General features: G+C 44.5%; 27 protein-coding genes and 1 pseudogene. 3 read left to right on the top strand and 25 right to left on the bottom strand.

Annotated elements, in window-relative coordinates:
- Position 1: 1 nt before the first annotated feature.
- Positions 2-1,744, bottom strand: a complete 1,743-nt coding sequence (locus BUA75_RS11610) for a thymidine phosphorylase (RefSeq protein ID WP_072874771.1) — start codon at positions 1,742-1,744, stop codon at positions 2-4.
- A gap of 196 nt (positions 1,745-1,940) precedes the next feature.
- Between BUA75_RS11610 and BUA75_RS11605 the strand changes: the two genes are divergently transcribed.
- Entirely contained in the window at positions 1,941-3,287 is a 1,347-nt protein-coding gene (locus tag BUA75_RS11605; protein ID WP_072874770.1) for a lipopolysaccharide biosynthesis protein, read from the top strand.
- Positions 3,288-3,290: 3 nt separating this feature from the next.
- On the opposite strand, the gene BUA75_RS11600 is transcribed toward BUA75_RS11605, so the two are convergent.
- From BUA75_RS11600 to BUA75_RS16440, 9 genes are all read right to left on the bottom strand, one after another.
- Positions 3,291-4,100 carry a class II aldolase/adducin family protein gene (locus BUA75_RS11600; RefSeq protein WP_072874769.1) on the bottom strand — a complete coding sequence of 270 codons (810 nt, stop codon included), beginning with the start codon at positions 4,098-4,100 and terminating at the stop codon, positions 3,291-3,293.
- A 130-nt stretch (positions 4,101-4,230) separates the two neighbouring features.
- Complete coding sequence (locus BUA75_RS11595; protein ID WP_072874768.1) at positions 4,231-4,509, bottom strand: hypothetical protein; 279 nt, start codon at positions 4,507-4,509, stop codon at positions 4,231-4,233.
- 22 nt (positions 4,510-4,531) lie between these two features.
- Positions 4,532-6,058, bottom strand: coding sequence for a FumA C-terminus/TtdB family hydratase beta subunit (locus BUA75_RS11590; protein ID WP_072874767.1), 1,527 nt, complete (start codon positions 6,056-6,058; stop codon positions 4,532-4,534).
- A gap of 65 nt (positions 6,059-6,123) precedes the next feature.
- On the bottom strand, positions 6,124-7,053 hold the full coding sequence (locus tag BUA75_RS11585) for a DMT family transporter (RefSeq protein ID WP_072874766.1): 930 nt from the start codon (positions 7,051-7,053) through the stop codon (positions 6,124-6,126).
- A 95-nt stretch (positions 7,054-7,148) separates the two neighbouring features.
- Entirely contained in the window at positions 7,149-8,474 is a 1,326-nt protein-coding gene (gene lysA / locus BUA75_RS11580; RefSeq protein ID WP_072874805.1) for a diaminopimelate decarboxylase, read from the bottom strand.
- Between the two features lie 156 nt (positions 8,475-8,630).
- Positions 8,631-8,936: a spore coat protein gene (locus BUA75_RS11575; RefSeq protein ID WP_072874765.1), complete on the bottom strand. Its 306-nt coding sequence runs from the start codon at positions 8,934-8,936 to the stop codon at positions 8,631-8,633.
- 24 nt (positions 8,937-8,960) lie between these two features.
- A complete protein-coding gene (locus BUA75_RS11570; RefSeq protein ID WP_083574311.1) occupies positions 8,961-9,239 on the bottom strand; it encodes a hypothetical protein in 279 nt (92 codons plus the stop codon).
- Positions 9,240-9,466: 227 nt separating this feature from the next.
- Complete coding sequence (locus tag BUA75_RS11565; RefSeq protein ID WP_072874764.1) at positions 9,467-9,784, bottom strand: thioredoxin family protein; 318 nt, start codon at positions 9,782-9,784, stop codon at positions 9,467-9,469.
- A gap of 206 nt (positions 9,785-9,990) precedes the next feature.
- The gene (locus tag BUA75_RS16440; RefSeq protein ID WP_255567414.1) at positions 9,991-10,113 is read right to left on the bottom strand and encodes a hypothetical protein; all 123 of its coding nucleotides are present in this window, start codon (positions 10,111-10,113) and stop codon (positions 9,991-9,993) included.
- Positions 10,114-10,270: 157 nt separating this feature from the next.
- On the opposite strand from BUA75_RS16440, the gene BUA75_RS11560 reads away from it, so the two are divergent.
- Positions 10,271-11,227 carry a ring-cleaving dioxygenase gene (locus BUA75_RS11560; protein WP_072874763.1) on the top strand — a complete coding sequence of 319 codons (957 nt, stop codon included), beginning with the start codon at positions 10,271-10,273 and terminating at the stop codon, positions 11,225-11,227.
- Here BUA75_RS11560 and BUA75_RS11555 read toward each other — a convergent pair.
- Together BUA75_RS11555 and BUA75_RS11550 are read right to left on the bottom strand one after the other, a co-directional pair.
- A complete protein-coding gene (locus tag BUA75_RS11555; protein ID WP_072874762.1) occupies positions 11,210-12,478 on the bottom strand; it encodes a LysM peptidoglycan-binding domain-containing protein in 1,269 nt (422 codons plus the stop codon). The genes BUA75_RS11560 and BUA75_RS11555 overlap by 18 nt on opposite strands.
- A 67-nt stretch (positions 12,479-12,545) precedes the next feature.
- A pseudogene (locus BUA75_RS11550) lies at positions 12,546-14,630 on the bottom strand (thioredoxin domain-containing protein).
- Between BUA75_RS11550 and BUA75_RS16300 the strand changes: the two are divergent.
- Positions 14,574-14,822: a hypothetical protein gene (locus BUA75_RS16300; RefSeq protein ID WP_242650319.1), complete on the top strand. Its 249-nt coding sequence runs from the start codon at positions 14,574-14,576 to the stop codon at positions 14,820-14,822. The pseudogene BUA75_RS11550 and the gene BUA75_RS16300 overlap by 57 nt on opposite strands.
- A gap of 87 nt (positions 14,823-14,909) precedes the next feature.
- Here the strand turns inward: BUA75_RS16300 and BUA75_RS16155 are convergent, their stop codons facing one another.
- From BUA75_RS16155 to BUA75_RS11490, 13 genes are all read right to left on the bottom strand, one after another.
- On the bottom strand, positions 14,910-15,137 hold the full coding sequence (locus tag BUA75_RS16155) for a hypothetical protein (protein ID WP_207549757.1): 228 nt from the start codon (positions 15,135-15,137) through the stop codon (positions 14,910-14,912).
- A 44-nt stretch (positions 15,138-15,181) separates the two neighbouring features.
- Positions 15,182-15,385: a hypothetical protein gene (locus BUA75_RS16150; RefSeq protein WP_207549756.1), complete on the bottom strand. Its 204-nt coding sequence runs from the start codon at positions 15,383-15,385 to the stop codon at positions 15,182-15,184.
- Between the two features lie 158 nt (positions 15,386-15,543).
- Entirely contained in the window at positions 15,544-16,251 is a 708-nt protein-coding gene (locus BUA75_RS11535) for a nucleotidyltransferase domain-containing protein (RefSeq protein ID WP_083574310.1), read from the bottom strand.
- 161 nt (positions 16,252-16,412) lie between these two features.
- On the bottom strand, positions 16,413-17,216 hold the full coding sequence (locus BUA75_RS11530; protein WP_072874759.1) for an MFS transporter: 804 nt from the start codon (positions 17,214-17,216) through the stop codon (positions 16,413-16,415).
- Between the two features lie 6 nt (positions 17,217-17,222).
- On the bottom strand, positions 17,223-17,600 hold the full coding sequence (locus tag BUA75_RS11525) for an MFS transporter (protein WP_129583633.1): 378 nt from the start codon (positions 17,598-17,600) through the stop codon (positions 17,223-17,225).
- A 228-nt stretch (positions 17,601-17,828) separates the two neighbouring features.
- Positions 17,829-18,485 carry a class I SAM-dependent methyltransferase gene (locus BUA75_RS11520; protein ID WP_072874757.1) on the bottom strand — a complete coding sequence of 219 codons (657 nt, stop codon included), beginning with the start codon at positions 18,483-18,485 and terminating at the stop codon, positions 17,829-17,831.
- The gene (locus BUA75_RS11515; protein WP_072874756.1) at positions 18,485-18,670 is read right to left on the bottom strand and encodes a hypothetical protein; all 186 of its coding nucleotides are present in this window, start codon (positions 18,668-18,670) and stop codon (positions 18,485-18,487) included. The genes BUA75_RS11520 and BUA75_RS11515 overlap by 1 nt, the downstream gene beginning before the upstream one ends.
- A 25-nt stretch (positions 18,671-18,695) precedes the next feature.
- On the bottom strand, positions 18,696-19,016 hold the full coding sequence (locus BUA75_RS16570; protein ID WP_072874755.1) for an ArsR/SmtB family transcription factor: 321 nt from the start codon (positions 19,014-19,016) through the stop codon (positions 18,696-18,698).
- Between the two features lie 203 nt (positions 19,017-19,219).
- Positions 19,220-19,996 carry an SDR family oxidoreductase gene (locus BUA75_RS11505; RefSeq protein ID WP_072874754.1) on the bottom strand — a complete coding sequence of 259 codons (777 nt, stop codon included), beginning with the start codon at positions 19,994-19,996 and terminating at the stop codon, positions 19,220-19,222.
- A gap of 373 nt (positions 19,997-20,369) precedes the next feature.
- On the bottom strand, positions 20,370-20,495 hold the full coding sequence (locus BUA75_RS16435) for a hypothetical protein (protein ID WP_278247874.1): 126 nt from the start codon (positions 20,493-20,495) through the stop codon (positions 20,370-20,372).
- Positions 20,492-20,839 carry a MarR family winged helix-turn-helix transcriptional regulator gene (locus tag BUA75_RS11500; protein ID WP_165612010.1) on the bottom strand — a complete coding sequence of 116 codons (348 nt, stop codon included), beginning with the start codon at positions 20,837-20,839 and terminating at the stop codon, positions 20,492-20,494. Before BUA75_RS11500 ends, BUA75_RS16435 begins: the two co-directional genes overlap by 4 nt.
- Positions 20,840-20,928: 89 nt before the next feature.
- On the bottom strand, positions 20,929-21,300 hold the full coding sequence (locus BUA75_RS11495; RefSeq protein ID WP_072874752.1) for a GNAT family N-acetyltransferase: 372 nt from the start codon (positions 21,298-21,300) through the stop codon (positions 20,929-20,931).
- Between the two features lie 577 nt (positions 21,301-21,877).
- A partial coding sequence (locus BUA75_RS11490; RefSeq protein WP_165612009.1) for an integrase core domain-containing protein occupies positions 21,878-22,134 on the bottom strand: 257 nt, incomplete at its 5' end.

The raw sequence follows: 22,134 nt of genomic DNA, 5'->3' as shown, positions 1-22,134 counted from the left end.
TTTAACAATCTCTCGAATGAGAGCGTAATTGTGAAGAACCAAAAGATCCTGGTAACAATTCGCCTACGCTGGTCTGAACTCTTTTTCCTTGTAAATTGCTCAAATAAACAGGTGTATCTGGAGAGCAGAACTCCACCATAACTTGACGGCAAGCTCCACAAGGAGCAATCGCTTCTTCGGTATCTCCTGCCACAGCTATAGCTACAATCCTATCGTGCTCGACTCCAATTTCGGAAACAAAACGAAAAATAGCGCTGCGCTCTGCGCAATTGGTCAATCCATAGGAAGCATTTTCGACATTGCAGCCGCTGATTATTCGCCCACTGGCAAGCCTCAGGGCCGCACCCACTGGAAACCGCGAATAAGGGACGTACGCTTGCTTCATGGCTTGTTGAGCAGTTGCTAAAAGCTGCGTATCCACATCTTCCACCTCTGCCACAACTCGCCCAATCACAATCGAAGGTGGGATTTTGGAGGTGTGATTTCCCCACTCAAAGAGATGCAAGACATCGTTCTGCACAGCCAACGCTTCCTGCTCAGAACGAGCATGAATTTCCACGAGCGGTTGATCAGCTTGAAGTTCTGCACCAACTTTGTGTAAAAATACCAGACCCGTACGTACATCAATTTTATCCGTTTTGGTAGCTCTTCCAGCACCAAGACGCATCGCGATTTCGCCAGCAGCCAATGCGTGAATTTTCTCGATTGTTCCTGATTGCGGAGCATGAACTGTAAGCACAAACGGAGCCCTCGGCAATATCTTTTCTGGTTCGATCACGACATCGCCAATGCCTCCCTGTGCGTCAATCCACTGACGCATCTTCTCTAAAGCCTGACCATTCTCAATGGCTTCCTTCATTTTATGCCGCGCCTCACTCGGACTTTTCGTCAACCCTGCCAGTAACATCATCTCAATTCCAAGTGCATAACAAAGTTCTGTAAAATCGTCCGGCCCGCAACCTCTTAAAGTGTCTATCGCTTCTTTGACTTCAAGTGCATTGCCAACTGCATAGCCAAGAGGTTCATCCATACGGGATAAAAGGGCTACTACTTTTTTTCCTGACTGCGTCCCTATTTGCACCATCTGACGAGCCAACACCTGTGCATCCGCCTCATTCTGCATAAAAGCGCCCTCGCCTACTTTGACATCAAGGACAATCCCGTCTGCTCCACTCGCTAATTTTTTGCTCATGATGGAAGACGCAATCAGCGGCAAACTGGCAACCGTACCGGTTACATCACGCAAAGCATAGAGCATTTTATCAGCCGGTGCTAGATTACCACTTTGACCAGCTAGAGCAATGCCTATAGCCTCTACCTGCTGTACAAATTCCGCTTGGTTCAACTCTGTACGAAATCCCGGAATCGACTCCAGCTTGTCAATCGTCCCCCCCGTATGGCCCAGTCCGCGTCCTGACATTTTGGCAATCGGTACACCCATGGCAGCAAGCCAAGGCATGAGTGCAATAGATGTTTTATCGCCCACTCCACCCGTACTATGCTTATCCACAAGAAAACCCAGATTTTTGGGATACGTGAGTCGATCTCCAGAGTCAGCCATAGCCAATGTCAAAGAGGTGATTTCTTGTTCATCCATTCCCTGAAAAACAATGGCCATAAGCAGGGCACTCATTTGATAATCTGGAATATCACCTGCTACATACCCTCGAATCAATTGAGTAATTTCCTCTCCAGACAAATGTCCCCCGCGCCGTTTTCGCTCAATCCACTCCACTACTCGCATACATGCCCTCCTGCCCTGTCTTTTCCAAACTGACCAAGAATGGCGCTCTTCAAGCAGATTATCACATTTTCAAGAATTTCCGCGAATTCGACACACAATCCTGGGCCATAGCTGTGTTACACTGTAGGCCAGATTGAACGTATGCAAAAATCTGTCGATGCCGTCTAGGGGCAAAGACTGATGGAGTGACCCTTTCTTGAACAATCGTAAAGCCACATTTTTTTCTTTTATTTACCGAGGTCTATCATCTGCAATCAGTTTTCTGACCATTATTGCCACAGGTCGATTTCTCGGGGTAGCCGATAGGGGTCAGCTCCAATTCAGCCAGGTGTTGCTCAATGGCAGCCAGAACTTTCTTGGCGGTTACACCAATTGGTATGGCTATGCTCTGCCAAAACGCGGAGAAGACACGGAAAACATTATTCAGACCGGGAATTTGATCTTGTGCGTGGCATCCATTTTCATTTGGATTGTTTTAACGCCTCTCACATGGTGGCTGGTAACCCACCATATATTGCTCGAAGCCTGGGGCTGGATGGTCATTTGTATGCCACTCGCCTTTCTTTTCAACTACGCAACGCGAATTCTCAATGCTCTGCACGATATTACTTGGTTGAATCGCTCCAACCTAGCCCAACCGCTTGTGTTTTTACTCGTCTATCTTGTCTTGCTGGCCATACATCCAGGACGCGAAGCCGATCGATTATTTTACAGCTACTGTATTTGGAGTGCCTCTTGGGTCTTTGCAGTGATACTGTCTTTAACAGCCGCATATCATCGTGTCGCGCAAAGAGTCGGAAGTTGGAAAAAAGCGCTCGGCATAGGATTTTCAAAAGTTGAATGGCGAGGAACTGTATCATACGGGTCGTGGTCTTCAATTTCCAATATAGTGCATTATTTCAACTATCGAGTCGATTATTTTTACGTGCTGAGTACACTCGGAAAAACCATTTTTTCTATTTATGGTACGGCAGTAGGTGCTGCCGAAGTGCTGAATACACTCTCACAATCCATCGTTTCCGTCGTCTTTGCAAGAATGACCGGCGCAGCTCATGATGATGCCATCTCAGTGACAACCAAAGCTTCACGGCAAAGTCTGATTACTTCAACCGGTTTTGCATTTATCATTGCATTAGCTTTTCCTTTTCTCTTTATGCTGCTTGGCCATCATGGTGCATACTTAAAAGCCATCCTGCCCTTCTGGATTCTTTTGCCTGGACTCATTTTTAAAGCAGCAAGCAATATTTTATTGCAATATGCTACCAATTCGCTCGGCCAGCCCAAAACAGCAATTTGGATGAACGGTTTAGCTGTTATCATCAATCTGGCTTGTTGCGTTCCACTCGTACACTTTTTTGGCATGGTTGGCGCAGCACTAGCCTCTACCTGTGCCTACTTTTTTGGTTTTGTGGCTTATTGCTTTTGGTTTGCGCGCGTCACGGGAACGTCGCAACGCGCGCTTTGGCAACTGCGAAAAGAAGATTTTATTCCCTATTGGGAAATAATTTTACTAGCGAAAAAGAAATTTGCTCGATCCGCTTGATCACTACTCCAGCAAATCAGGCTGCTCACGCACAATCCGCGCATAAAGCGGTTGAAAGGAGAACCAGCCAGCGAGTGCCGAACCTACTTGCTGGCTCGTTTTCCGAGCATACTCTGGTTCAATTTGCGTAGGCTTTCCTACCGCCTCAGCGAGCAGCTGCGCCTGGCAGGAACGTTCCATGGTAATAAACCACCATGCTGCCTCATCCACAGAGCCACCAACGGTAAGCAATCCATGATTGCGCAGGATGGCTGCTTTTTTCTTACCAAGAGCCTGACCAATTCTCCGTCCTTCTTCCACATCATAAACAACACCCGTATAGTCGTCGAATAGAACGTGATCGTCATAAAAAGCACAAGCGTCTTGCGTAATGGGGTCCAGTAGACGACCGAGTGAAGACCAAGTTTTGCCGTAGATAGAATGCGCGTGAGCGGCTGCAACTACATCAGGACGAGCTTGATGAACTTGCGAATGGATGGCAAAGGCAGCAGCGTTAACGGGCCGATTGCCTTCTAACACTTTCCCATCATGACCGACTAAAATCAGATCTGAAACTCGAATTTGTCCAAAATGCATGCCAAACGGATTGACCCAAAAGCAATCTGTATGTTCTGGATCGCGTACAGTAATATGTCCTGCTACACCTTCGTCAAAACCAAATCGAGAAAATAGACGAAATGCCGCAGCTAATCGCTGTTTACGATAGAGACGCTCTTCCTCAAGGGTTTCAAACCGTGGTGGTGCATATTGGCTGACATCTACCTTGTTGTCACCTAGAGCTGCTCGAGAGAATAATTTTTCTTCTGTACTCATTCTCGATTTCCCCTTTCTTCTCCATGCTTGGAACTTGTCTACAAAACTCCTCACCAGCTCAATGTATGCGATTTCACACAGTGTATGAAAAAAGCGGGATTCATTTTTGAACGATCCCGCTTGATTCATCTCAAACTTCTTCTTCTGTTTGTATTTTTTTTCGACTGGAGGGCACACTTCGAGCCCAAGCCACGCCAAACCAAATCCAAACAATTAATGTGACACAAGTCCAAAGATTGATAAGAAATTCAAATGTACTTGGACTGCTTAAATAGAACACGGGAAAAATATAATGATTCATCTGCCCCGCATCCCACTGATATTTTTCAAAGTACAGATAAAAACTGTAAAGAAAACAAAATCCTGCAAACGTCGCCGCTACACGAGCATGTCGACTCATTAAACTCATCTGCCTTTCCTGCTGACTTCACTTACGCAAAGACAGGATCTTTTAAATCCCCCAATTTTAATAAGGAGGCTTCATCCACATCTTTGTGTAATGAATTGCCGTGCGCATCCATAGTCACTATGGCTGGAAATCCTTTCACTTCCAGATGCCACATCGCTTCTGGAACGCCAAATTCATCAAGAAAGTCCACACCGTTTACTTTGTTCACGCATCGAGCGTAAAATTGGGCCGCACCGCCTATTGCGTTTAAGTAAACAGCCCCCGATTTCTGCAAACCAGCCAACGTTTTAGCGCCCATGCCACCTTTACCAATCACAGCACGCAAACCAAATTTTTCAATAATATCTGCTTGGTAAGGTTCTTCACGAGAGGATGTTGTGGGACCAGCAGCAGTCACATGCCATTCTCCCGCATCGTCCTTCATCATAACTGGACCACAGTGATAAATTATACCGCCTTGCAAGGATACTGGTGAATCATGCTTCATCAAATATTTGTGCAGTTCGTCTCGTCCTGTATGAATTTCTCCTTCAATCAGCACAACATCTCCCACTTTTAAAGAACGGATTTGTTCTTCAGAAATGGGCGCTTTTAAGACGATGGCCTGATCGGTGGAAAATCCGCCTGTTGGGCGCTCCATTTTTTCTTCCTTGTCTCGATAAAGCCAAGAACGTATCTCACCGCTTGTGGCGTCAAGGACAACACCCAGGCGGCGAAAGGCCCAGCAGTTATAAGCCACGGAAACATAGAAAGAAGCTGGAATACGATTCATGACACCAATTTTACAGCCAAGCAATGTCACTTTACCGCCAAATCCCATAGTGCCAATTTCCAGGTGATTCGCGTTATCCATAATGTATTGTTCCAATTCGGCAAGGGTGGGATTTGGATTGACATCATCCAGCGGCCTGAATAACTGCTCCTTAGCCAATTCATACCCTGTTGTCCGATCTCCACCAATTCCTACGCCAATAAAGCCAGCGCTGCACCCTTGTCCTTGCGCCTGATAGACAGCGTGCAAAATACATTTACGGATGCCTTCCAAATCTCTACCAGCTCGTCCGAGACCTGGCAATTCCACCGGAAGTGCGTATTGAATGTTTTTATTTTCACAGCCACCGCCTTTTAAAATCAGGCGGACTTCCACCTCATCGCGCTCCCACTGGTGATAGTGGATGACCGGAGTACCAGCGCCAAGGTTGTTACCGGAGTTTTTTCCTGTTAACGGATCGACCGAATTAGGACGTAATTTGCCAAGTTTTGTTGCTTCCTCTACAGCCGCCCGAATATCTTCAGTCATACGTAACTGATTAAAACCAACAGGACAATGAACAATAAAAGTAGGCATACCAGTATCCTGACAGATAGGTTGTACGTCTTCTTCCGCAGATACAATATTGTCTACAATCGTGTCGATCGCAATACTTGCCCGAGTTCCAATTTCCTCCTGAAGCTGTGCTTTTTTTATTGCCCGTCGTACATCAGGAGGTAAATTGGTGGACGTTTGGGTAATTAATTCGAGCAGACTTTCCTGCATTTGGGTACTCATGCTTTGTCGCCTCTCTTTATTGGTATCCTTCCTGCGGATAAAATTCCAACTCCTATTATATCACTTCACATCGCTTGCGCTTTGTTCACGACCGCTTTTTCCATTTTCTTACTTCTGAGTTCAGAATAGCGCATCAGAGCTGTGCCCCCAAGAATTAACACAGCAGAAAAAACGAGACCTATAGCGGGTTGCAGCCCAAACCACAGCCATTGTAGCAAAGCTCCAAATACAGCTTGCGGATAAAACGTGATGGCTGCCGCTATTCCACCAGGAACTCTGCGCAAACCAAAACCGTAAAGAGCATAAGCTGTCATGGAAACTATCAACACGATATATCCGAGTTCCCACCAGCCAGTAAAGCCCAAATGAACAAGCGTATACCAATAGAACTGAAGCGGATGGAAAAATGGCAGTATCACGCAAAGAAAAGCAGCGCCAAGAACGGTAGTTCCCACAAGAACGTCAAACAGGTTCGCTTTAACAAAAAGCGGCTTAGAAAGAACGGTATAAATAGAAAACGCCAGCATAGCCAATACAACTTCGATAATGCCGATGGTAGATAATCCACCTTGCCATTCGTTGATCACAAGAAGCAATACACCGCCAAAACTGACGACCATCCCCACATAGCCCATCCAGCCAATGCGTTCGGCAAACATCCACCTAGCTAACAGAGCGGCCACAAGTGGAGCAGCGTTGACAAACAACAAAGATGCAACAGGTGAAATATGGCGCAGCGAAGCATAGTAAAAAAGCGGATATAAGACGGAAGAGGATATGGCAGCGCCTAGCAGTAACAGCTTGTCTTTGACTGACCATTGCCAAACTGCAGCCAGTTTAGGCCACCAAGGCAAATACAGAAGGGCACTGAATACAAACCTATAAAGTGTCAAAGCGTCAGGCGATATTTCAGCCTCAACAGCTTTGCCAACTACAGCGTGACTCCCCCACATCATGGCAACCATCAGTAACGCCAAAAGCGGCCAGACGCGCATTCGATTCACTCCTCAAGAATAAAAATGCGCGCCTGCTTAGCGCGCATGCAACCCAAGGGTATTATCTCTTTTTTCTCTAACACCAGCAAGCAACTTTATAGTGAAACATCATTGCGTATTAAATCTTCCCATGTTTCCCGTCTAGCAACCAGACGCGCTTGGCCCTCACGAACAAACACCACAGCTGGTTTGGGCAGTCGATTATAGTGACTTGCCATGCTGTAATTGTAGGCGCCTGTAGCAAATATTGCGATTAAATCACCAGGTTCTGGATTCGGCAATGGTACATCCCAGGCAATCATATCGCCGCTTTCACAACATTTTCCGGCAATTGACCAAAGCGTATCAGCCGCTTCGCTTGCCCGATTGGCCAACATAGCTTCATATTTAGCTCCATAGAGAGCTAGGCGCGGATTATCGGTCATGCCACCGTCAATCGCTACATAATTGCGTACTCCATCCACTTGCTTTCTCCAGCCAGCCCGATAGAGCGTCGTTCCTGCATTACCTACTATGCTTCTGCCTGGTTCCAGTTCCAATGCAGGAAATGGTATGTCAAACTGAGTAAAGATACGTTTGATGGCCTCAGCTAAGCCTAATATCATCTTCTCCAGTGGCTGGGGAGTATCTTCACTCGTGTAACGAATTCCCAATCCACCGCCCATATTCAGTACCTGGAGTGAATGGCCAAGCAGTAACCCTTCCTTATATAACTCTGCCATACGTTCCACAGCATCATGAAAACCGCTAGCATCAAAAATTTGTGATCCGATATGGGCATGTAACCCTGTCACACGAATCCCCGGTAAAGTTGCAGCTAATCGCAAAGCTTCAATCGCTTGATCACTTTGCCAGTCAAAACCAAATTTGCTGTCCTGCTGGCCGGTGGATATATATTCATGCGTATGCGCTTCAACTCCCGGTGCAATCCTCAATTGAATATCCACTTGACCATTTGCTTCTTCTGCTAAACGCGAAAGAGCCAATAATTCATCTTTATTATCAACAATAATAAGCCCCACTTCTTGCTTGAGCGCCAAACGCAATTCATCCAATGACTTATTGTTCCCATGAAAATGCAAATAGCTTGCTGGTACTCCAGCAGCCAAGGCAGTCATCATTTCGCCAGCGGAGACCACATCAATAAAGCAACCTTCTGAATAAGCCACATGACACATAGCTTTACTGCAAAAAGCCTTACTCGCATACGTCAGACGATAGTTCAATTCTGTTTTTTTCAGAGCGTCCAGATAACGGCGAATGTTTGTCCTGATTTGTGTTTCGTCATAAACAATTAAAGGCGTCCCATAAGTATTTGCTAATTCAACTGCATCACACTGCCCAATCCAAAGATGGCCATTATCTCCAACCCATTGACCCTCACGCAATCGTTCATCCAATAACAAGGCATTGTCTGACATCTCATCACCCGTTTGTATAAATATGTGCTTTATTGAAAGTTTCTCATATCCTACAGACTTTTGTCCATGAAAAAACGCACCTTTCTTTTGAAAGAACAAGAAAAGTGCGCAAAATTTCGTATTGAAAGGTGAAATAAATATTCTCTTCGCCAATGATTATTGAAGAGGAATTTGGGATACTTCCTGAATCATGTTTTGAATTTGACCTTGCGCCTTTTGCAGTTTGTCGGCAGGAGCCTGTTCAATCGGATACCAACCTTTTTTCTGCATCACATGAAAAATCTGGCGAGCCATTTGGTGAGTTTCCGTCAAAACGGTCATTAAATCACTGTGAAGATGATCGCATCCTGCTTCACGAACAGCTGTGTTGAATGAGTCTGTTAAATATTTGCATGTGGACAAAGCATCGGTCAACGCTTCGCGATCGGCAAATGGAACATTCGATGTAGATACGGAATTCATCGCAATAGCACACTCCTGTCTGATTCAGTGCTGAGAAGAAGCCATCTTTTGAGCTGCATTCGTGCAGTGACCTGCGAGCAATTGCGCATGCCTGATGTGCGTTTGAGCCATTTGTCGGAGCAAGGACTGCACTTCGGTATCTTGGCAGGAGGAAATGTTATGCATACATTTTTTAGCCGCATTTGTCAGCCAAGAAATCTCGTCTTGCAAATACTGCACATCTTTCACTGCCAGTGTACCTGGTGCTAGAGATTGCGCATTCGCCATATTCATGGACGATGTGGTTTGCGTTTGGTTTTGCATTGAGTAAACGCTCCTTTACCTGCTTTTCGAAATAACCTGGTTACCATAACAAAAAGGTCACTTCATACCCAGTATGGGCGTAGAAGCGACCTTTATGCATGATATCCGATTTGTGACAGACTACTCTTCGAATTTACTCTCGTTTCATACAAAAAAATGCTTCTAAATCCACAAGAAAAGTGGAAATAGAAGCTTCCCAAATGAAAACAGATGGACAGTTCTTTTAATTAAGCGTACGCAGCAACCAGAAATTGGTGAACCTGTTGTGCCGATTTGGCGTCACGACTCAGCAGACGATTCTTCAACTCGCCGTTTTCAAAGACCAGAAACGTGGGTATACCCAAGACTTCATATCTTTCAGCAACTTCTGGAACCTCATCGCGATTGATACGATAAAGTTGAAACTGCGAGGCAAATTCTTCTGCCCATTTGGGCATATCACCTTCAATACGACGGCAGTCTGGGCACCAATTAGCGTAAACCTCTACAATCACATGCCCGCTTGCAATAGCTTCCTCGAATTGAGTCAAAGTGGTCAGTTCCATTCTATTTCCTCCTCGCTATCGCGGATTTTGGTCTATCCCGCGCCGCGGGGTCGCTACTTCGTTTTTATAACGAAAGTATTTTTCTCCGAGTGGATCCGCGATTTCAAATTTCCATACGCTTAAACAAACCTTTTCTGCCAACTCTCTTATTTTACATCAGTTTGTTCAGCATGGGAAACTGACCCACAAAAGAACTGAACTTTGGATTATTTTTTCGGCATTTGTTTGCCTGAACGGCGTTTCTCACCAACAATCTTCTCTTCATGCTCTTCGCGTGGCAGTGTTTTATTGGCATCGTTATGTGCAGGTTTTCCGTGTTCTTGTGTCATTTTGTCTCCTCCAGTCTACTGCAATTCATTTTTGAATGGCTGAGCGTAGTATGGGACAGCATGAGACAAGTTATGAAAAGATTATGCTATACTCAACGATGTAACTTATCAATTTAAAGATGCTTCTTTCATGTTATTTTAGAAAGGATTGATCACCTTGTCGTTACAACTGCATGGAATCCATCACGTAACCGCTGTGTCGGCCAATATAAAAAAGAATTATCAATTCTATACGCAAATCATGGGTCTTAGATTGGTTAAACGAAGTGTCAACCAAGATGATGTCAGTGCTTATCATTTATTCTACAGTGGAGACGCACGTGGGATTCCAGGAAATGATTTAACCTTCTTTGACTGGGATATTCCCAAAGAACAGAGAGGCAGTAACAGCATTACCAGGATTGGCTTACGTGTCCCTACACTGGAAGCGTTAAAATTTTGGCGTAACTGGTTGATGGAACATAGAATCACTAGCAATACGATTCAAGAGATAGACAATCGTCCCACACTTCTCTTCAATGACATTGAAGGTCAGCGATTTGCGCTAATAGTGGATGAATCTGAATCCAATCAACACGTCGCCTGGGAGAAAAGTCCTATTCCCGCCGCTTATCAGATACGCGGGCAAGGGCCTATTTGGCTTTCCGTTCAACATATGCGCTATCTGGACGCCATATTGTCCCAGGTTCTACACATGCGTCAAGTCAGACAGTATACGCAAAAGGAGAATTTGCAGACCTTCGTTTATGAGATGGGACCAGGAGGACCAGCTGCTGAACTTCACGTACAGGAGGAACCTCATCTGCCCCCATCGCAACTGGGTGCCGGAGCCGTCCATCATGTCGCATTTCGCACACCCAATGAAGAAGAATATCAACAATGGATTGAGAAAATTCGCAGTTTGCGAATTCCAAACAGTGGTCCGGTAGATCGTTTTTGGTTTCGCAGCCTGTATTTCCGCGAACCTAACGGAATTTTGTTTGAAATTGCTACGGACGATCCCGGTTTTGCCATTGATGAAAACCCAGAAACGCTTGGTGAAAAAGTTGTCCTGCCACCTTTTCTCGAACCAAAACGCGCAGAAATTTTGGCAAATTTAAAGCCAATTGACTGACTGGAAGTTATCTTGAAGCATTGGGACAAACTGGGGAAAACGCTGTTCATACTGCCAGGGAGCGATACCAGCCAGAGAAAAATATTCAACAAGCTGCAACTTGAGCTGTAAGCTGCGCGCATCTTCAAACCATAATTCATGAATGCGTCCTTTTTTGTCTTGATAGGCAAACCAGGGAGTTAGGCTTCGCCGGTCAAATTGAATTGGGATATTTTCTCGAATAGCGATTTGTACTGCATCTTGAACACCGATTACCCCGGCGACTTCACCCGTTTGAAAAGGAACAAGCCAGTCATAAGCGTAACGGATGAGTCCTAACAACAGTTGCTGACGAGGCACTTGACTCAGTGCATATTCAATGGATGACGCAACGTTCATAAACGGAGCGATAGGACCAGGTCTTCCTGTTCCCCAGTGCCAGTTGTAGGCCATGACGATAAGATAATCTGCATAAGCTTGCAGAGCACTATAATCGTAAGATGCCAAGCCAGAAGCATTCGGATTATCATTCAACGTGATCGGCATCATACAAATGAGAAGAGGAATGTTGCGTTGCTGCAAGTATCCGGACAATTGTTCAATGAATATAAGAAAGGATGTATGTAAGGAACCTGGAATCATTTCAAAATCAATGATAACTGCTTTGTACGCTTTTCTATCTAAGATATCGAGCAAAGTGTTCAAATATTTCTGCTGCTCTGTGTCGGATTGAAGCATGACACGTAGTGCGTCGGCACTAAATTGCTCACCAATCCAATTGGAAAAAACGGCTGCTGGTACACTTCGGGTCTGTTCAAACGCTTGAAGAGCGGAAGCGTCGTTAGCAGGTACAATTTGTCCATTTGAGGTCATACCCTGACTAAAAAGGCCGATGCTTGTGGATACAGGCGCAAATTTTTTTACATTTTTTGCGTCCTGATCTGGTGTTGTGAGTTCAAGAAAACCGGCTACAACTACCCCTCCCTTTTGTTGACTCGGAAGTTCGAGAATATCACCCGGTTGCGGATTGGCTATCCCTTTATTGCTGGAACGTAATGTTTCAACAGTTAAACCATACCGCTCGGCAACTCCAGAAAAAGTATCCCCCGGCATCCACACATAACTTCTTCCGCCTGGCACAACCAATGTCTGGCCAGCTACCACTTTCTCACTGGGCAGTGCGTTCTGAACCGCGATTTCTTCAACATCGACGCCCATTTTTTTAGCTATGGATGATAACGTATCCCCATTTTGTACAACAACTAAGCGCATCCCCACTCCCCCCTAAGAGGAGCATATGCGGATGCGCAACGTCTGTTGACGATTAGTTTTTGAAGAATCAGGATGGACTGGCAAATTGACTCAACCAACTCGCGATATCTGTCACGGGGGCCTGGCAAGCAAAGTTACTGCACTGATAACCTGTAGTTTTCCCTTCTACTGTAGTGAAGGAAGGAAGTCCATCCCATATATTCGATTTTTCTTCGCGTTGATCCCAGAATAGAGTCACTGAATTGGGCAGAAAAACATGTCGAAGCGGCTCTAACATAGCCTGAGTAGCCGGATGATCACGTAAGCCGACAACGACAAACTCATTCACAGGAAAGCTGAACCAAAATCCTGTAGATAAAAGATGGATATGCGCTTCTGGATATGCACGAGCATCTTGCAGGAACGTTTGCAAACATTGTTCCGCTAACTGAATCCACTGAGTATCACCCGTCAAATACCCGACACGGCACATCTGTACAGCAAGTACACTATTCCCCGAAGGTATAGCTCCATCTTCCGCAATCTTGCTTCGTACAGGAACATCTTGAATTTCATGTGCTGAAAGGAAGAAAGCTCCACCTGACTTGTCCCAATAATCTGTCACAACTTCGTGTAAAAGCGTAAGAGCCTTTTCCAAATAACGTTTGTCATAAGAAGCTTCATAGAGTTCTACAAGCGCCCATATATAAGTTGCATAATCTGTAAGATAAGCGCGATATTTAGCTTCTCCTGCTCGATAGCGTGCCATCAGGCCAGTCTCTAAATGTAAATTTCCCCAGAGGAATGCCTCTGATTGAATGGCTAACTCAAGCAAATCAGAGTCTTCCAATATACGCGCCCCTATGGCCAATGCAGCAATCGCCAAACCGTTCCATCCGGTTAGAATTTTATCATCCAGATGTGGCCGTGTTCTGGCCGATCTCGCTTTGAGCAATAGGGGGCGAGCCTCACGCCAATCCTGGGACCATTTTTGTATCTGATATGGATCACGTTCGTTTTTGAACATATCGAGATCAGCATGCTCCCAAAATCCACGCAATACATTTTTCCCTTCAAAATGCCCTATATCTTGAATGCCAAACATCTCAATAACCGACTGGGCCAATTCTTCTGGCAACACGCTTACAATTTCTTCTTTATCCCAACTATAAAATTTGCCTTCTTCCCCTTCTGAATCAGCATCTTCTGCAGCATAAAAAGCACCTTCTGGGGAAAGAAGCGAATTTTTCATATAACCGAATATTTCTTGCGCCACTTCTGCGTAGCAACGTTTGTTTGTCATTTGGTAGGTTTCCAAATAAACCATAGCCAGAAGGGCATTATCGTATAACATTTTTTCAAAATGGGGAATTTCCCAGCGAGCATCGACTGAATAACGGGAAAAACCAAATCCAATTTGATCAAAAATTCCCCCCATTCGCATGTTTTGCAACGTCTTTTCCACCATTTGAAGTGCCATTGGCTGATTTTCAAAAAGCGAATATCTTAACAAAAACAAGAGTTGATGTGGCATGGGAAATTTGGGTGCATCACCAAATCCTCCATATTGCGAGTCAAAACTATCTGCCAGTTGCTCATACACTGTATGCAACAGCGTTGAATCCCAGCGCCTATACTCTACTTTCGATATCTGTCTTTGCGACTCTTCCATAGCTTGAATCATACGCTGTCCGGATTTTACAAGCCTATTCCGATCTGTTTCCCACAATCGTGTAAAATGCTCCAATAACTCCATTAATCCGATACGACCAAACATGCGACGCTTAGGAAAATACGTCCCCGCAAAAATCGGCAGTTTTTCAGGTGTGAGAAGAACGGTTAATGGCCATCCACCCTGACCTGTAAATGCTTGGCAGATCGACAAATAAACGTGATCGACATCCGGCCGTTCTTCGCGATCTACCTTTACTGAAATGAAATAACGATTCAGATAAGCTGCAACTTCTTCATCTTCAAAAGATTCATGTGCCATGACGTGGCACCAATGACAGGTCGATAAGCTACTCCACTTTCAGCGTATATTGCTATTCGTAGCCCCGCAGGGCTACGAATAGCCGATGGACAGGAAGACGGGCTTGGATTCGCGGGCGGCTTTTTGGAACGCCTCTGGCCCCCAGGGATACCAGTCGACCGGATTGTGGGCGTGCTGCAGGAGATATGGAGATTTCTCGTAGATGAGGCGGTTGGTGTGTTTGTGGACACCGTTTGGGTGGGTCACGGTTGGGTCATCCTCTCTGCTTTCTGGATGGGTTTACCGTTATTGTACACCCACGAGGCGGAAAGTATTGATGCATGTGCGTACGGAGCGTATGTTCACATAAACGCCGAGGAGGCTTATTTTTAGCAGCACTTTGGCATATTTACACCGCATTTCGTGACAGCTTTACAGCAGTTTCGCGCCCTTATATTCAACAAGGATATTTCAAATTCATTATTTAACGTTTTGATCCTTTGTCATTAAAGTGGTGAGTGTCTTTGTAATTTGATGACGTAAAGACAAATTCTTCTCATCACAATATTGCACTGCTGGCATGACCCACATTTCTTTTGGATACTGAAACACTGGATAAGGTTTTCTTTCTTCTGGTTCCCAAACATACCTTGGAAAGATGTGAGCGTGCAGAAATTCATCTGAATTTCCATAGATGGAATAATTCATTCGCCTCGGATTACATACAGACTGAATTGATTCTCCCAGCATGCTCATATCTCGCAAAAATCCGTCTTAGCTTCCAAACTCAAATCTTCGAGAGAGCCAACTTTTGGATATGCAAATAGAACACAATACCCAGGAAGAAATTGAGTATCTCCAATTACTGCATAGCCACTCTTCATTTTTGTAAGGACCATCGGGTTTTCATTGCGTTCAATTGCTCCAAACCTATCTTTTTTCCAATCATCATTCATCAGATTCCCTCTATTCTGAAAAAAAGTGTAATTGCGCTCTCCTGCCCGATAGCCTCGGAACCCAGAAAATTCCGCTATATATATTTATGCATCGGCGTAAGCAAATCCTTCTTCGAGATCAGCGCCCTTTAGCGACGGAAAAATCTGCAACGACCTTATCAGTTCTTGCCGATTGAAAAACCATGAAACAGTCTCCCACCGAAAGGCTCTAATACTTTATCCGTGAGTTTCACTATTTTGATTTTATTCCCAGTTTGATAAAACGTCGTAAAAGCATTTATGAACTCGTTCGCAAACACTTCGTCATATTGCTTGAGCGCTCGCACAATCCACTTTGAAGCACCGATCCACTGTCCATGTGTTCTTAAAAAGAACTCATGTATGGCATCGGCTAAGGTGTTTGCAATAAACAAGTCTTCATCTTCCTTCGACGAGCCAATAAAATCATCAAGTGCATCGGAAAGCATATATCGCTTCATCGCAATAGTCTCTAGTGACCATCGGTCAGGACCGTTTTCGAGAATTTTTTTCGCTTCGGATTTGATTGCATCGATAATACCCGAGTCCTTTAAGACAACGCCCTCGCTTACCATTCTTGGGAGAGAAGGACGTGCGCGTTTACAATCACTGTCGAAGAAGTCCCGGTAGGACTGCAGACTATGAACAAACACTTCAATTGCCCATCCATATTCGAATAACGATTCTCGATATGCGGAACTGAGACTGTCATCGAAAACAACAATGTCGAGGTCAGAAGTATTGGTTGCTTCTCCTCTCACAACGCTTCCAGCCAATAACGCAGCTTGGCAACTTGGAAAACGGAATTCAACAAAATGGTTTGCAGCCTCAAACGCATCCAAATTCATTTACTTTCACCGCTTCCCCAAATGGTGACCATGTTATGGCATTATACTGCCCGTTTGCGCAAGATGCCGAATTTGTACGCCACCTTATAATCATACAACAGGTGGTCGCTCAGGGAACTTGAATTTTTACGCCTGTTACCTGAACAAATGATTGCCTGAGTCTACTCAATGTTTTGCCGAATAATTAGCTTCTTTTTCAATAGTAAAAGGGACGATGCTATGCCCAGGATGGATAACACAGATAGTACAAACCATGTGATGTGACCGCCCCAGATGCTTAACAGGCTACCAATCACGAGGTATCCAATTGCTCCCATGCCTTGTGTGGCTGTCGACGTTATCGTATAAACTCGCCCCACAACATCCTCAGAAACTCTGCTTACTCTGTATGTTAGGTAAATGACCAAAAGCAGCCCTTCACCCAACCCTAGAATTGCAGAACACCCAAAAACCATCGGGACCCAATTAGTTGCTGAAAGAAGAATTGCACCCACAAACATTAAACTCTGTGCGGACATTGCCGTGACCATGCCTAAACGTTCCGGGATTCTCGACCCAACCAGAGTTCCTAGTAAAGAACCTATAGCGTATATACTCACCGAGACACCGACTTGTTCTGCTCCTCCATGCAACGTCTTTAGTACATAGAAGGTCAAAGTAGGAATCAAAGCAGCGAACACAAAGCGATTACTACCCCACAACAACGTAATCGTTTTTAATACAGAATCCTGCAGAACCGTTTTGATACCCACACGCATTTCAGCAAAAAAATCTTGACCGGAACTTTGAGTAATCTCATTCCTGTTATCACGTAAGCTGATAATCGATAACGCCGAAAATACAAAGGATAGTGCATCTAATCCTATGGTGTTAGACGGACCGAAAGCATACGCCGCACTTTCGATAGCTTCAAAATAACCGTTGGCACAACCAAGTTGTTCTGGTGCAACGATACGTGGAATCATCCCGGTTTAGGCTGCACCAAAAAACACAGCCAAAGTCCCACTCATTATTGCCACAAATACAACGACCGGCATTACAGGCATATGCACCCATGACGCAATAGGAATCAAAGCCATCAAGACAGCTCTGCCAAAGTCCGAAAGGAGCATCACTCTACTGCGATTCCTTCGGTCTACCCAAACACCCGCTGGTAAACCTACGATGAACAGAGGAGCAACTTCCAATGCTCCAACCAAGCCCATGAGGAAGCCTGACCCAGTCACAGTTAAAATGAGGATGGGTAGTGCCACAGAAGCAATCGAATCGCCAAAGTAAGACACTCCTTGCCCACTCAGTAGAGATAAAAACCGTTTATTCGAAAATATAGACTTCTTAAATCGGCTCATCACGTGCCCCTTAAAACGATTTCTTGTTCTCTTTGTCGTGTTTGGTCACTCATGTCAACGCTGGATTTAATTTGAACCACTTCGCCGGGAAATTTTGATTGCGTTCTTATTGAATTCTTCTGCCCGTTAACGATATAACCCAGAAAATCCCTGTTTAGATATTTATGCAATCATGAGGAAGGAGCTTTCTTCGGCATCAGGCCCCGAAAGTTCAAGAACAGATTGTGATCAGTTTTTCCTTAAAGTAACCTGATACAGTCGCCTTGGCAATCCGCCCTCTTCAAATTCATGAATGTCAACAATCTGATAACCATATGTCAACTCTTCAATTTTGGCTTTATCAAAAAAATGAACAATAAAGCCCCCTACTTCATACATGTCTTCTCCTCGATGAATGCCTTGCCCATAGTGAGCATCCCCTTTATGACGTACCGTATAAATGTTGTACCCACTAGGACGAAGAACTTTTCTAACCTGATCATTGAGGCTAGACAGTTCGGAAGTCGTCAAAGCCATACAATACAACATATGTGAATAACAACCGTCAAAGGAGTTATTTTGTATCGGAAATGGTTGGCGTACATCATGTTGTGTAACGGTAATTCGGTCTAATACACCCTGGTTATACGCTTTTTGTCGTATCCTATCTACGCCTTCTTTGGTATATTCAAGAGCGTGTACCGTAAATCCATTTCGGGCAAAGAATAACGTGTCACGCCCCTGTCCTGCACCTAACTCTAGAATATGTGTTTGACCATGAGACTTAAATATCTCAGCAGCTCTCACGGCGGCTTCGCTTGGTGAATCCCCAAACATTTCCTTATTCTTCCCGAAAGCCTGTTCCCAATAGGGGTGTTGCCCGTTTAAAACATCAGATTCCTCCATCAGAAATCCTCCTTGTTTCTTTGCTGTTTTAGTTCTTTAATATCAGGACGTAATCCACGGATTTCACGCATCACTTCAGATAAATCATTATAGTGATGGTTATTGTGCCTTCCCATTATGATACGTCTCATAAAGAACATCATCATGACCATCATTAAAATACCTAGAATCGGTACAGTATGCATACTCCCCCATCCGCCGTACCCACCATCATTGTTGTATTACCTCCTGTTCGCTGCAATAAATTCCTTTTTTCGAAATATCTCTTGAAATAAATTCATGACAGAGTCGAATCATATCAAGAATGATTTCATTTGATAAACAGTAATATCGAGATGTAGCACAAATCTCCTGACGAACAATACCAGCCCGGCGAAGAGCTTTTAAGTGATGAGATGTCAATGGTTGGGACATCCCAACCGTCTCTGATATTTCATTGACGCTTTGACATCTAGTGGATAACCCTTGGATAATCCTTAAACGGTTTGGATCGGAGAGAGCCTTAAAAACATCATGAGCATCGCAGATCATGTATGGGATACCTCCCCCAAATACAAACTTATTTTTATATTAATATATATTGATATATTATACAATCGAAGATAACTGACCTAATTCGCAAGATTCCGAAAGTGTACGCCATCATATAATCATATTACAGGTGGGCACAGGGAACTTGAATTTTTGCGCCCTTTAGTTAAAGAACACTGCAGGGAGCGATCGAGAATGCTACATCACCAGAAGCCACCATCGGAGAGAATAATTTGCCCGGTAATCCATTCGGACTCATCACTCGCAAGAAAAACGATTAACTTTGCCACATCACATGGTTCCCCAATTCGACCCATCGGGAATTTTGGCAATAAAAACTCTTTTAATTCGCTACTCATCCACCCAGAGTCTGTCGGTCCAGGATCTACAGCATTAACCGTGATTTTAAGTGGTGCCAATTCGAGAGCGACTGTTTCGGTAAAAGTGGAAATCGCACCTTTTGTTGAAACGTATGCCAAATTACCCGGCTCAGGTGATTTGTCTTGTCCTGACACCATGTTAATGATTCGCCCACCATGTTTGCCCTCGATTTGGCGAGCAAACTCTACAGTTAAAAGACACGTTCCTCTTACATTCACACTGTAATGAGCATCGAGAATTTCCGCACTAATCGAACGAAAATCCACGTCAACAGAATGCGTCGCATTATTAACAAGAATTGATGGAGAACCTAATTTCTCATGAACTTCATCGAGCAGTTGTCTCAGGGCATCTGGTTGCGATAAGTCCAATTCCATCGATTCGCATCGGACTCCAAGGCTTCGGATCTCCTTCATCAAATGCTGTGACCAAGCGGAATCATCCTCAATGAAATACTTCATCTGGCGGTCATACCTTGACCAATGAGTAAAAAAAATATCTGCTCCTTCTCTGGCTAATTCTCGATATATTGCAGTACCAATTCCGTTTACTCGGCTGGCACCAGTAACAATCGCAATCTTATTCGTTAATCGTTTCATAAAAAGCATCCCCTTTTTAGAAACGCTGAACAAGCACTATTGGAGATGTAGTTCACCAAGCAAAAAAGACGAATACCGACATAGGCATTCGCTTGGCGTTTGGTATTTATAGCACAAGACCCCAACGTTCCTATAATGGTATGAGTGAATATGGACACAATTAACCCCTTCAACCAAAGGAAGCAACTATATCCATGCAGTTACTCAGCCATTAAAGGATATCTCCCATTAAGGTCCATGCTCCTTCCGTACATCTCCACCACTATACGGTACCTTTTTGGGTGAATTTGATAAAAAGTCAAATTGGATTATCATGCCCATTCCTCTCTATAACCTTTCGTTTTCTCCCTCATTCTAGCTTATTCGCAGTTTTTCATGTCTGACTAACTATGGGCAAAGCCACAATCCATCCATCAATCCCAGGAAATTGTTTTGAGATAGCTGTCACTATTGCAATGACCAGTGCAGACACTATCACTATTACAAGAATCGCAATCATTTCTCCTCACCCCGTACAGCCTTTAGAAGCGATGTTAGCCCTTGGAGGATCCGATTATGCTCCTCTTCCGAAACTTGCTCTAACCTGACGCTAAGATGGTCGACATCAAGACCCGTATGTTGAAGCACCACCAATCGACCAGCCTCCGTCGATTGCACTTTAACGACCCGTTCGTCGTCACCGCGCCTATGCTTCTCAAGGAGCTTCTTCTGTCTCAGTCTCTGTACTATTTCCGAAGCGGTGTTCTGGGCACGGCCCAGATGGCTGGATATCTGCTGGATGGTGGTGGAACCGCTCATCTGGACATACTGGAGTGCTCGTACAGCTTGGTGAGATAACTCCATGTCAAAGGTTCGATGACAGTGGAAATAGATTGCGGAAGAGGTCATATAAGAATGATTGGCTCATAAAGGAGACTTCTAAACGGCGAGGATTATCCGAATACCGGATCAACGATGCTAAACAAACAATTACGTTGACCAGGCAAGCAGGTAGCCCCAAGAACCATCACCGCAGAGACCATCTTTTCGCTGAACCCTGATTTCGATAGCCGTGCCATAAAGGAAGTCTGCTCGCTTGGCACATCGGTCCGAACTCTCCCATTCCAATCTAAACAAAGGCTTTGAACAAGATGCAGAGCCGCCTCTTGATTCTCTGCAATCACGGGTCCAACAACAAGAAGATCGTTTCTTTTCACAGACAGCGCAAAGCCACAAACAGTATCACGTTCGTCACGTAACACCATGCCTGCGTGCATGTTACGGTACAGTGCTTTATAGACATCATGTCTGTCTGCTCCAAACACGGTTTCTCTTCAGCCCCATTATATAATTGGACAAGCCCTGATGTTTGTAGAAGGATAGCCTCAGGAGGGATTGTTCATGGTCAGGCGTTAGTTTGTTTTCCCAGAAGTTTAAGGAACAAGGTTGTGAAGGAAAGTTTGGAGTCTGACCATGTGTCCATCGTTGCTCGCAAACATGAGTTTCGTGCCAATGTTAGGACAAGTATATCAACTTGAACCTAGCATTCAAATAGATAATTAGAATCTTTCCGAAAGACAGATTTTCACAACCAAAACTGTACTTGATTTTGACAAATAAATTTAAAAAAATTAGAATATCATTAATCTTCTCTATTGCAAGAAATACCTTTGATATGACACTATTGGATTACATTCCTGTGAACGGTACTCTCAATTCGCACCACACCATTCAACATCAACAAAATCTATCAATCCATTTCCTTTTAAATTCATTCATAAGCTTATACCCAAAATTAAAGTTGAGTACATGTGATAATCATCTGGTCTAAAAACCATTGAGCGGTTTAACCCCTCAATATTAGAGTCTTGCTCCCTTAATCTCACTTGCTCGTAGGATTGCTTAGACCTTAACGACGAATGGCTGCACTTCGTTGTTGGCAATTGCGCGCATGAACTGTTCCGGTGACAGATCATATAAGCTACCGTGAATTCGGCGCTGGTTGTAAAACGTAATGTATTCTGTCACGGCTGCGTATGCTACTTGGTAGTTCTCAAACTCGGCGCCAGAGAGCCGGTCGCTTTCTAGCTGTGAATGGAACGATTCAATGTGCGCATTCTTATTCGGCGTCTTTGGCGGAATGCGCTCATGTGTGACCC

Origin of the sequence: Alicyclobacillus tolerans (assembly GCF_900142255.1) — a bacterium.
Lineage (GTDB): Bacteria > Bacillota > Bacilli > Alicyclobacillales > Alicyclobacillaceae > Alicyclobacillus_I > Alicyclobacillus_I tolerans.
The sequence above is the reverse complement of the archived record's forward strand: the minus strand, read 5'-3'. Positions and strand labels throughout refer to the sequence as shown.

What these genes read in the sequence shown, in the direction of transcription:
- BUA75_RS11610 (WP_072874771.1), bottom strand. Translation starts at nt 1,744, where the DNA reads ATGCGAGTAGTGGAGTGGATTGAGCGAAAACGGCGCGGGGGACATTTG.
- BUA75_RS11600 (WP_072874769.1), bottom strand. Translation starts at nt 4,100, where the DNA reads ATGAGTACAGAAGAAAAATTATTCTCTCGAGCAGCTCTAGGTGACAAC.
- BUA75_RS11595 (WP_072874768.1), bottom strand. Translation starts at nt 4,509, where the DNA reads ATGAGTTTAATGAGTCGACATGCTCGTGTAGCGGCGACGTTTGCAGGA.
- BUA75_RS11590 (WP_072874767.1), bottom strand. Translation starts at nt 6,058, where the DNA reads ATGAGTACCCAAATGCAGGAAAGTCTGCTCGAATTAATTACCCAAACG.
- BUA75_RS11585 (WP_072874766.1), bottom strand. Translation starts at nt 7,053, where the DNA reads ATGCGCGTCTGGCCGCTTTTGGCGTTACTGATGGTTGCCATGATGTGG.
- lysA (WP_072874805.1), bottom strand. Translation starts at nt 8,474, where the DNA reads ATGTCAGACAATGCCTTGTTATTGGATGAACGATTGCGTGAGGGTCAA.
- BUA75_RS11575 (WP_072874765.1), bottom strand. Translation starts at nt 8,936, where the DNA reads ATGAATTCCGTATCTACATCGAATGTTCCATTTGCCGATCGCGAAGCG.
- BUA75_RS11570 (WP_083574311.1), bottom strand. Translation starts at nt 9,239, where the DNA reads ATGCAAAACCAAACGCAAACCACATCGTCCATGAATATGGCGAATGCG.
- BUA75_RS11565 (WP_072874764.1), bottom strand. Translation starts at nt 9,784, where the DNA reads ATGGAACTGACCACTTTGACTCAATTCGAGGAAGCTATTGCAAGCGGG.
- BUA75_RS16440 (WP_255567414.1), bottom strand. Translation starts at nt 10,113, where the DNA reads ATGACACAAGAACACGGAAAACCTGCACATAACGATGCCAATAAAACA.
- BUA75_RS11555 (WP_072874762.1), bottom strand. Translation starts at nt 12,478, where the DNA reads ATGCGCTTAGTTGTTGTACAAAATGGGGATACGTTATCATCCATAGCT.
- BUA75_RS16155 (WP_207549757.1), bottom strand. Translation starts at nt 15,137, where the DNA reads ATGAATTATTCCATCTATGGAAATTCAGATGAATTTCTGCACGCTCAC.
- BUA75_RS16150 (WP_207549756.1), bottom strand. Translation starts at nt 15,385, where the DNA reads ATGAATGATGATTGGAAAAAAGATAGGTTTGGAGCAATTGAACGCAAT.
- BUA75_RS11535 (WP_083574310.1), bottom strand. Translation starts at nt 16,251, where the DNA reads ATGAATTTGGATGCGTTTGAGGCTGCAAACCATTTTGTTGAATTCCGT.
- BUA75_RS11530 (WP_072874759.1), bottom strand. Translation starts at nt 17,216, where the DNA reads ATGATTCCACGTATCGTTGCACCAGAACAACTTGGTTGTGCCAACGGT.
- BUA75_RS11525 (WP_129583633.1), bottom strand. Translation starts at nt 17,600, where the DNA reads ATGAGCCGATTTAAGAAGTCTATATTTTCGAATAAACGGTTTTTATCT.
- BUA75_RS11520 (WP_072874757.1), bottom strand. Translation starts at nt 18,485, where the DNA reads ATGGAGGAATCTGATGTTTTAAACGGGCAACACCCCTATTGGGAACAG.
- BUA75_RS11515 (WP_072874756.1), bottom strand. Translation starts at nt 18,670, where the DNA reads ATGCATACTGTACCGATTCTAGGTATTTTAATGATGGTCATGATGATG.
- BUA75_RS16570 (WP_072874755.1), bottom strand. Translation starts at nt 19,016, where the DNA reads ATGATCTGCGATGCTCATGATGTTTTTAAGGCTCTCTCCGATCCAAAC.
- BUA75_RS11505 (WP_072874754.1), bottom strand. Translation starts at nt 19,996, where the DNA reads ATGAAACGATTAACGAATAAGATTGCGATTGTTACTGGTGCCAGCCGA.
- BUA75_RS16435 (WP_278247874.1), bottom strand. Translation starts at nt 20,495, where the DNA reads ATGATTGCGATTCTTGTAATAGTGATAGTGTCTGCACTGGTCATTGCA.
- BUA75_RS11500 (WP_165612010.1), bottom strand. Translation starts at nt 20,839, where the DNA reads ATGGAGTTATCTCACCAAGCTGTACGAGCACTCCAGTATGTCCAGATG.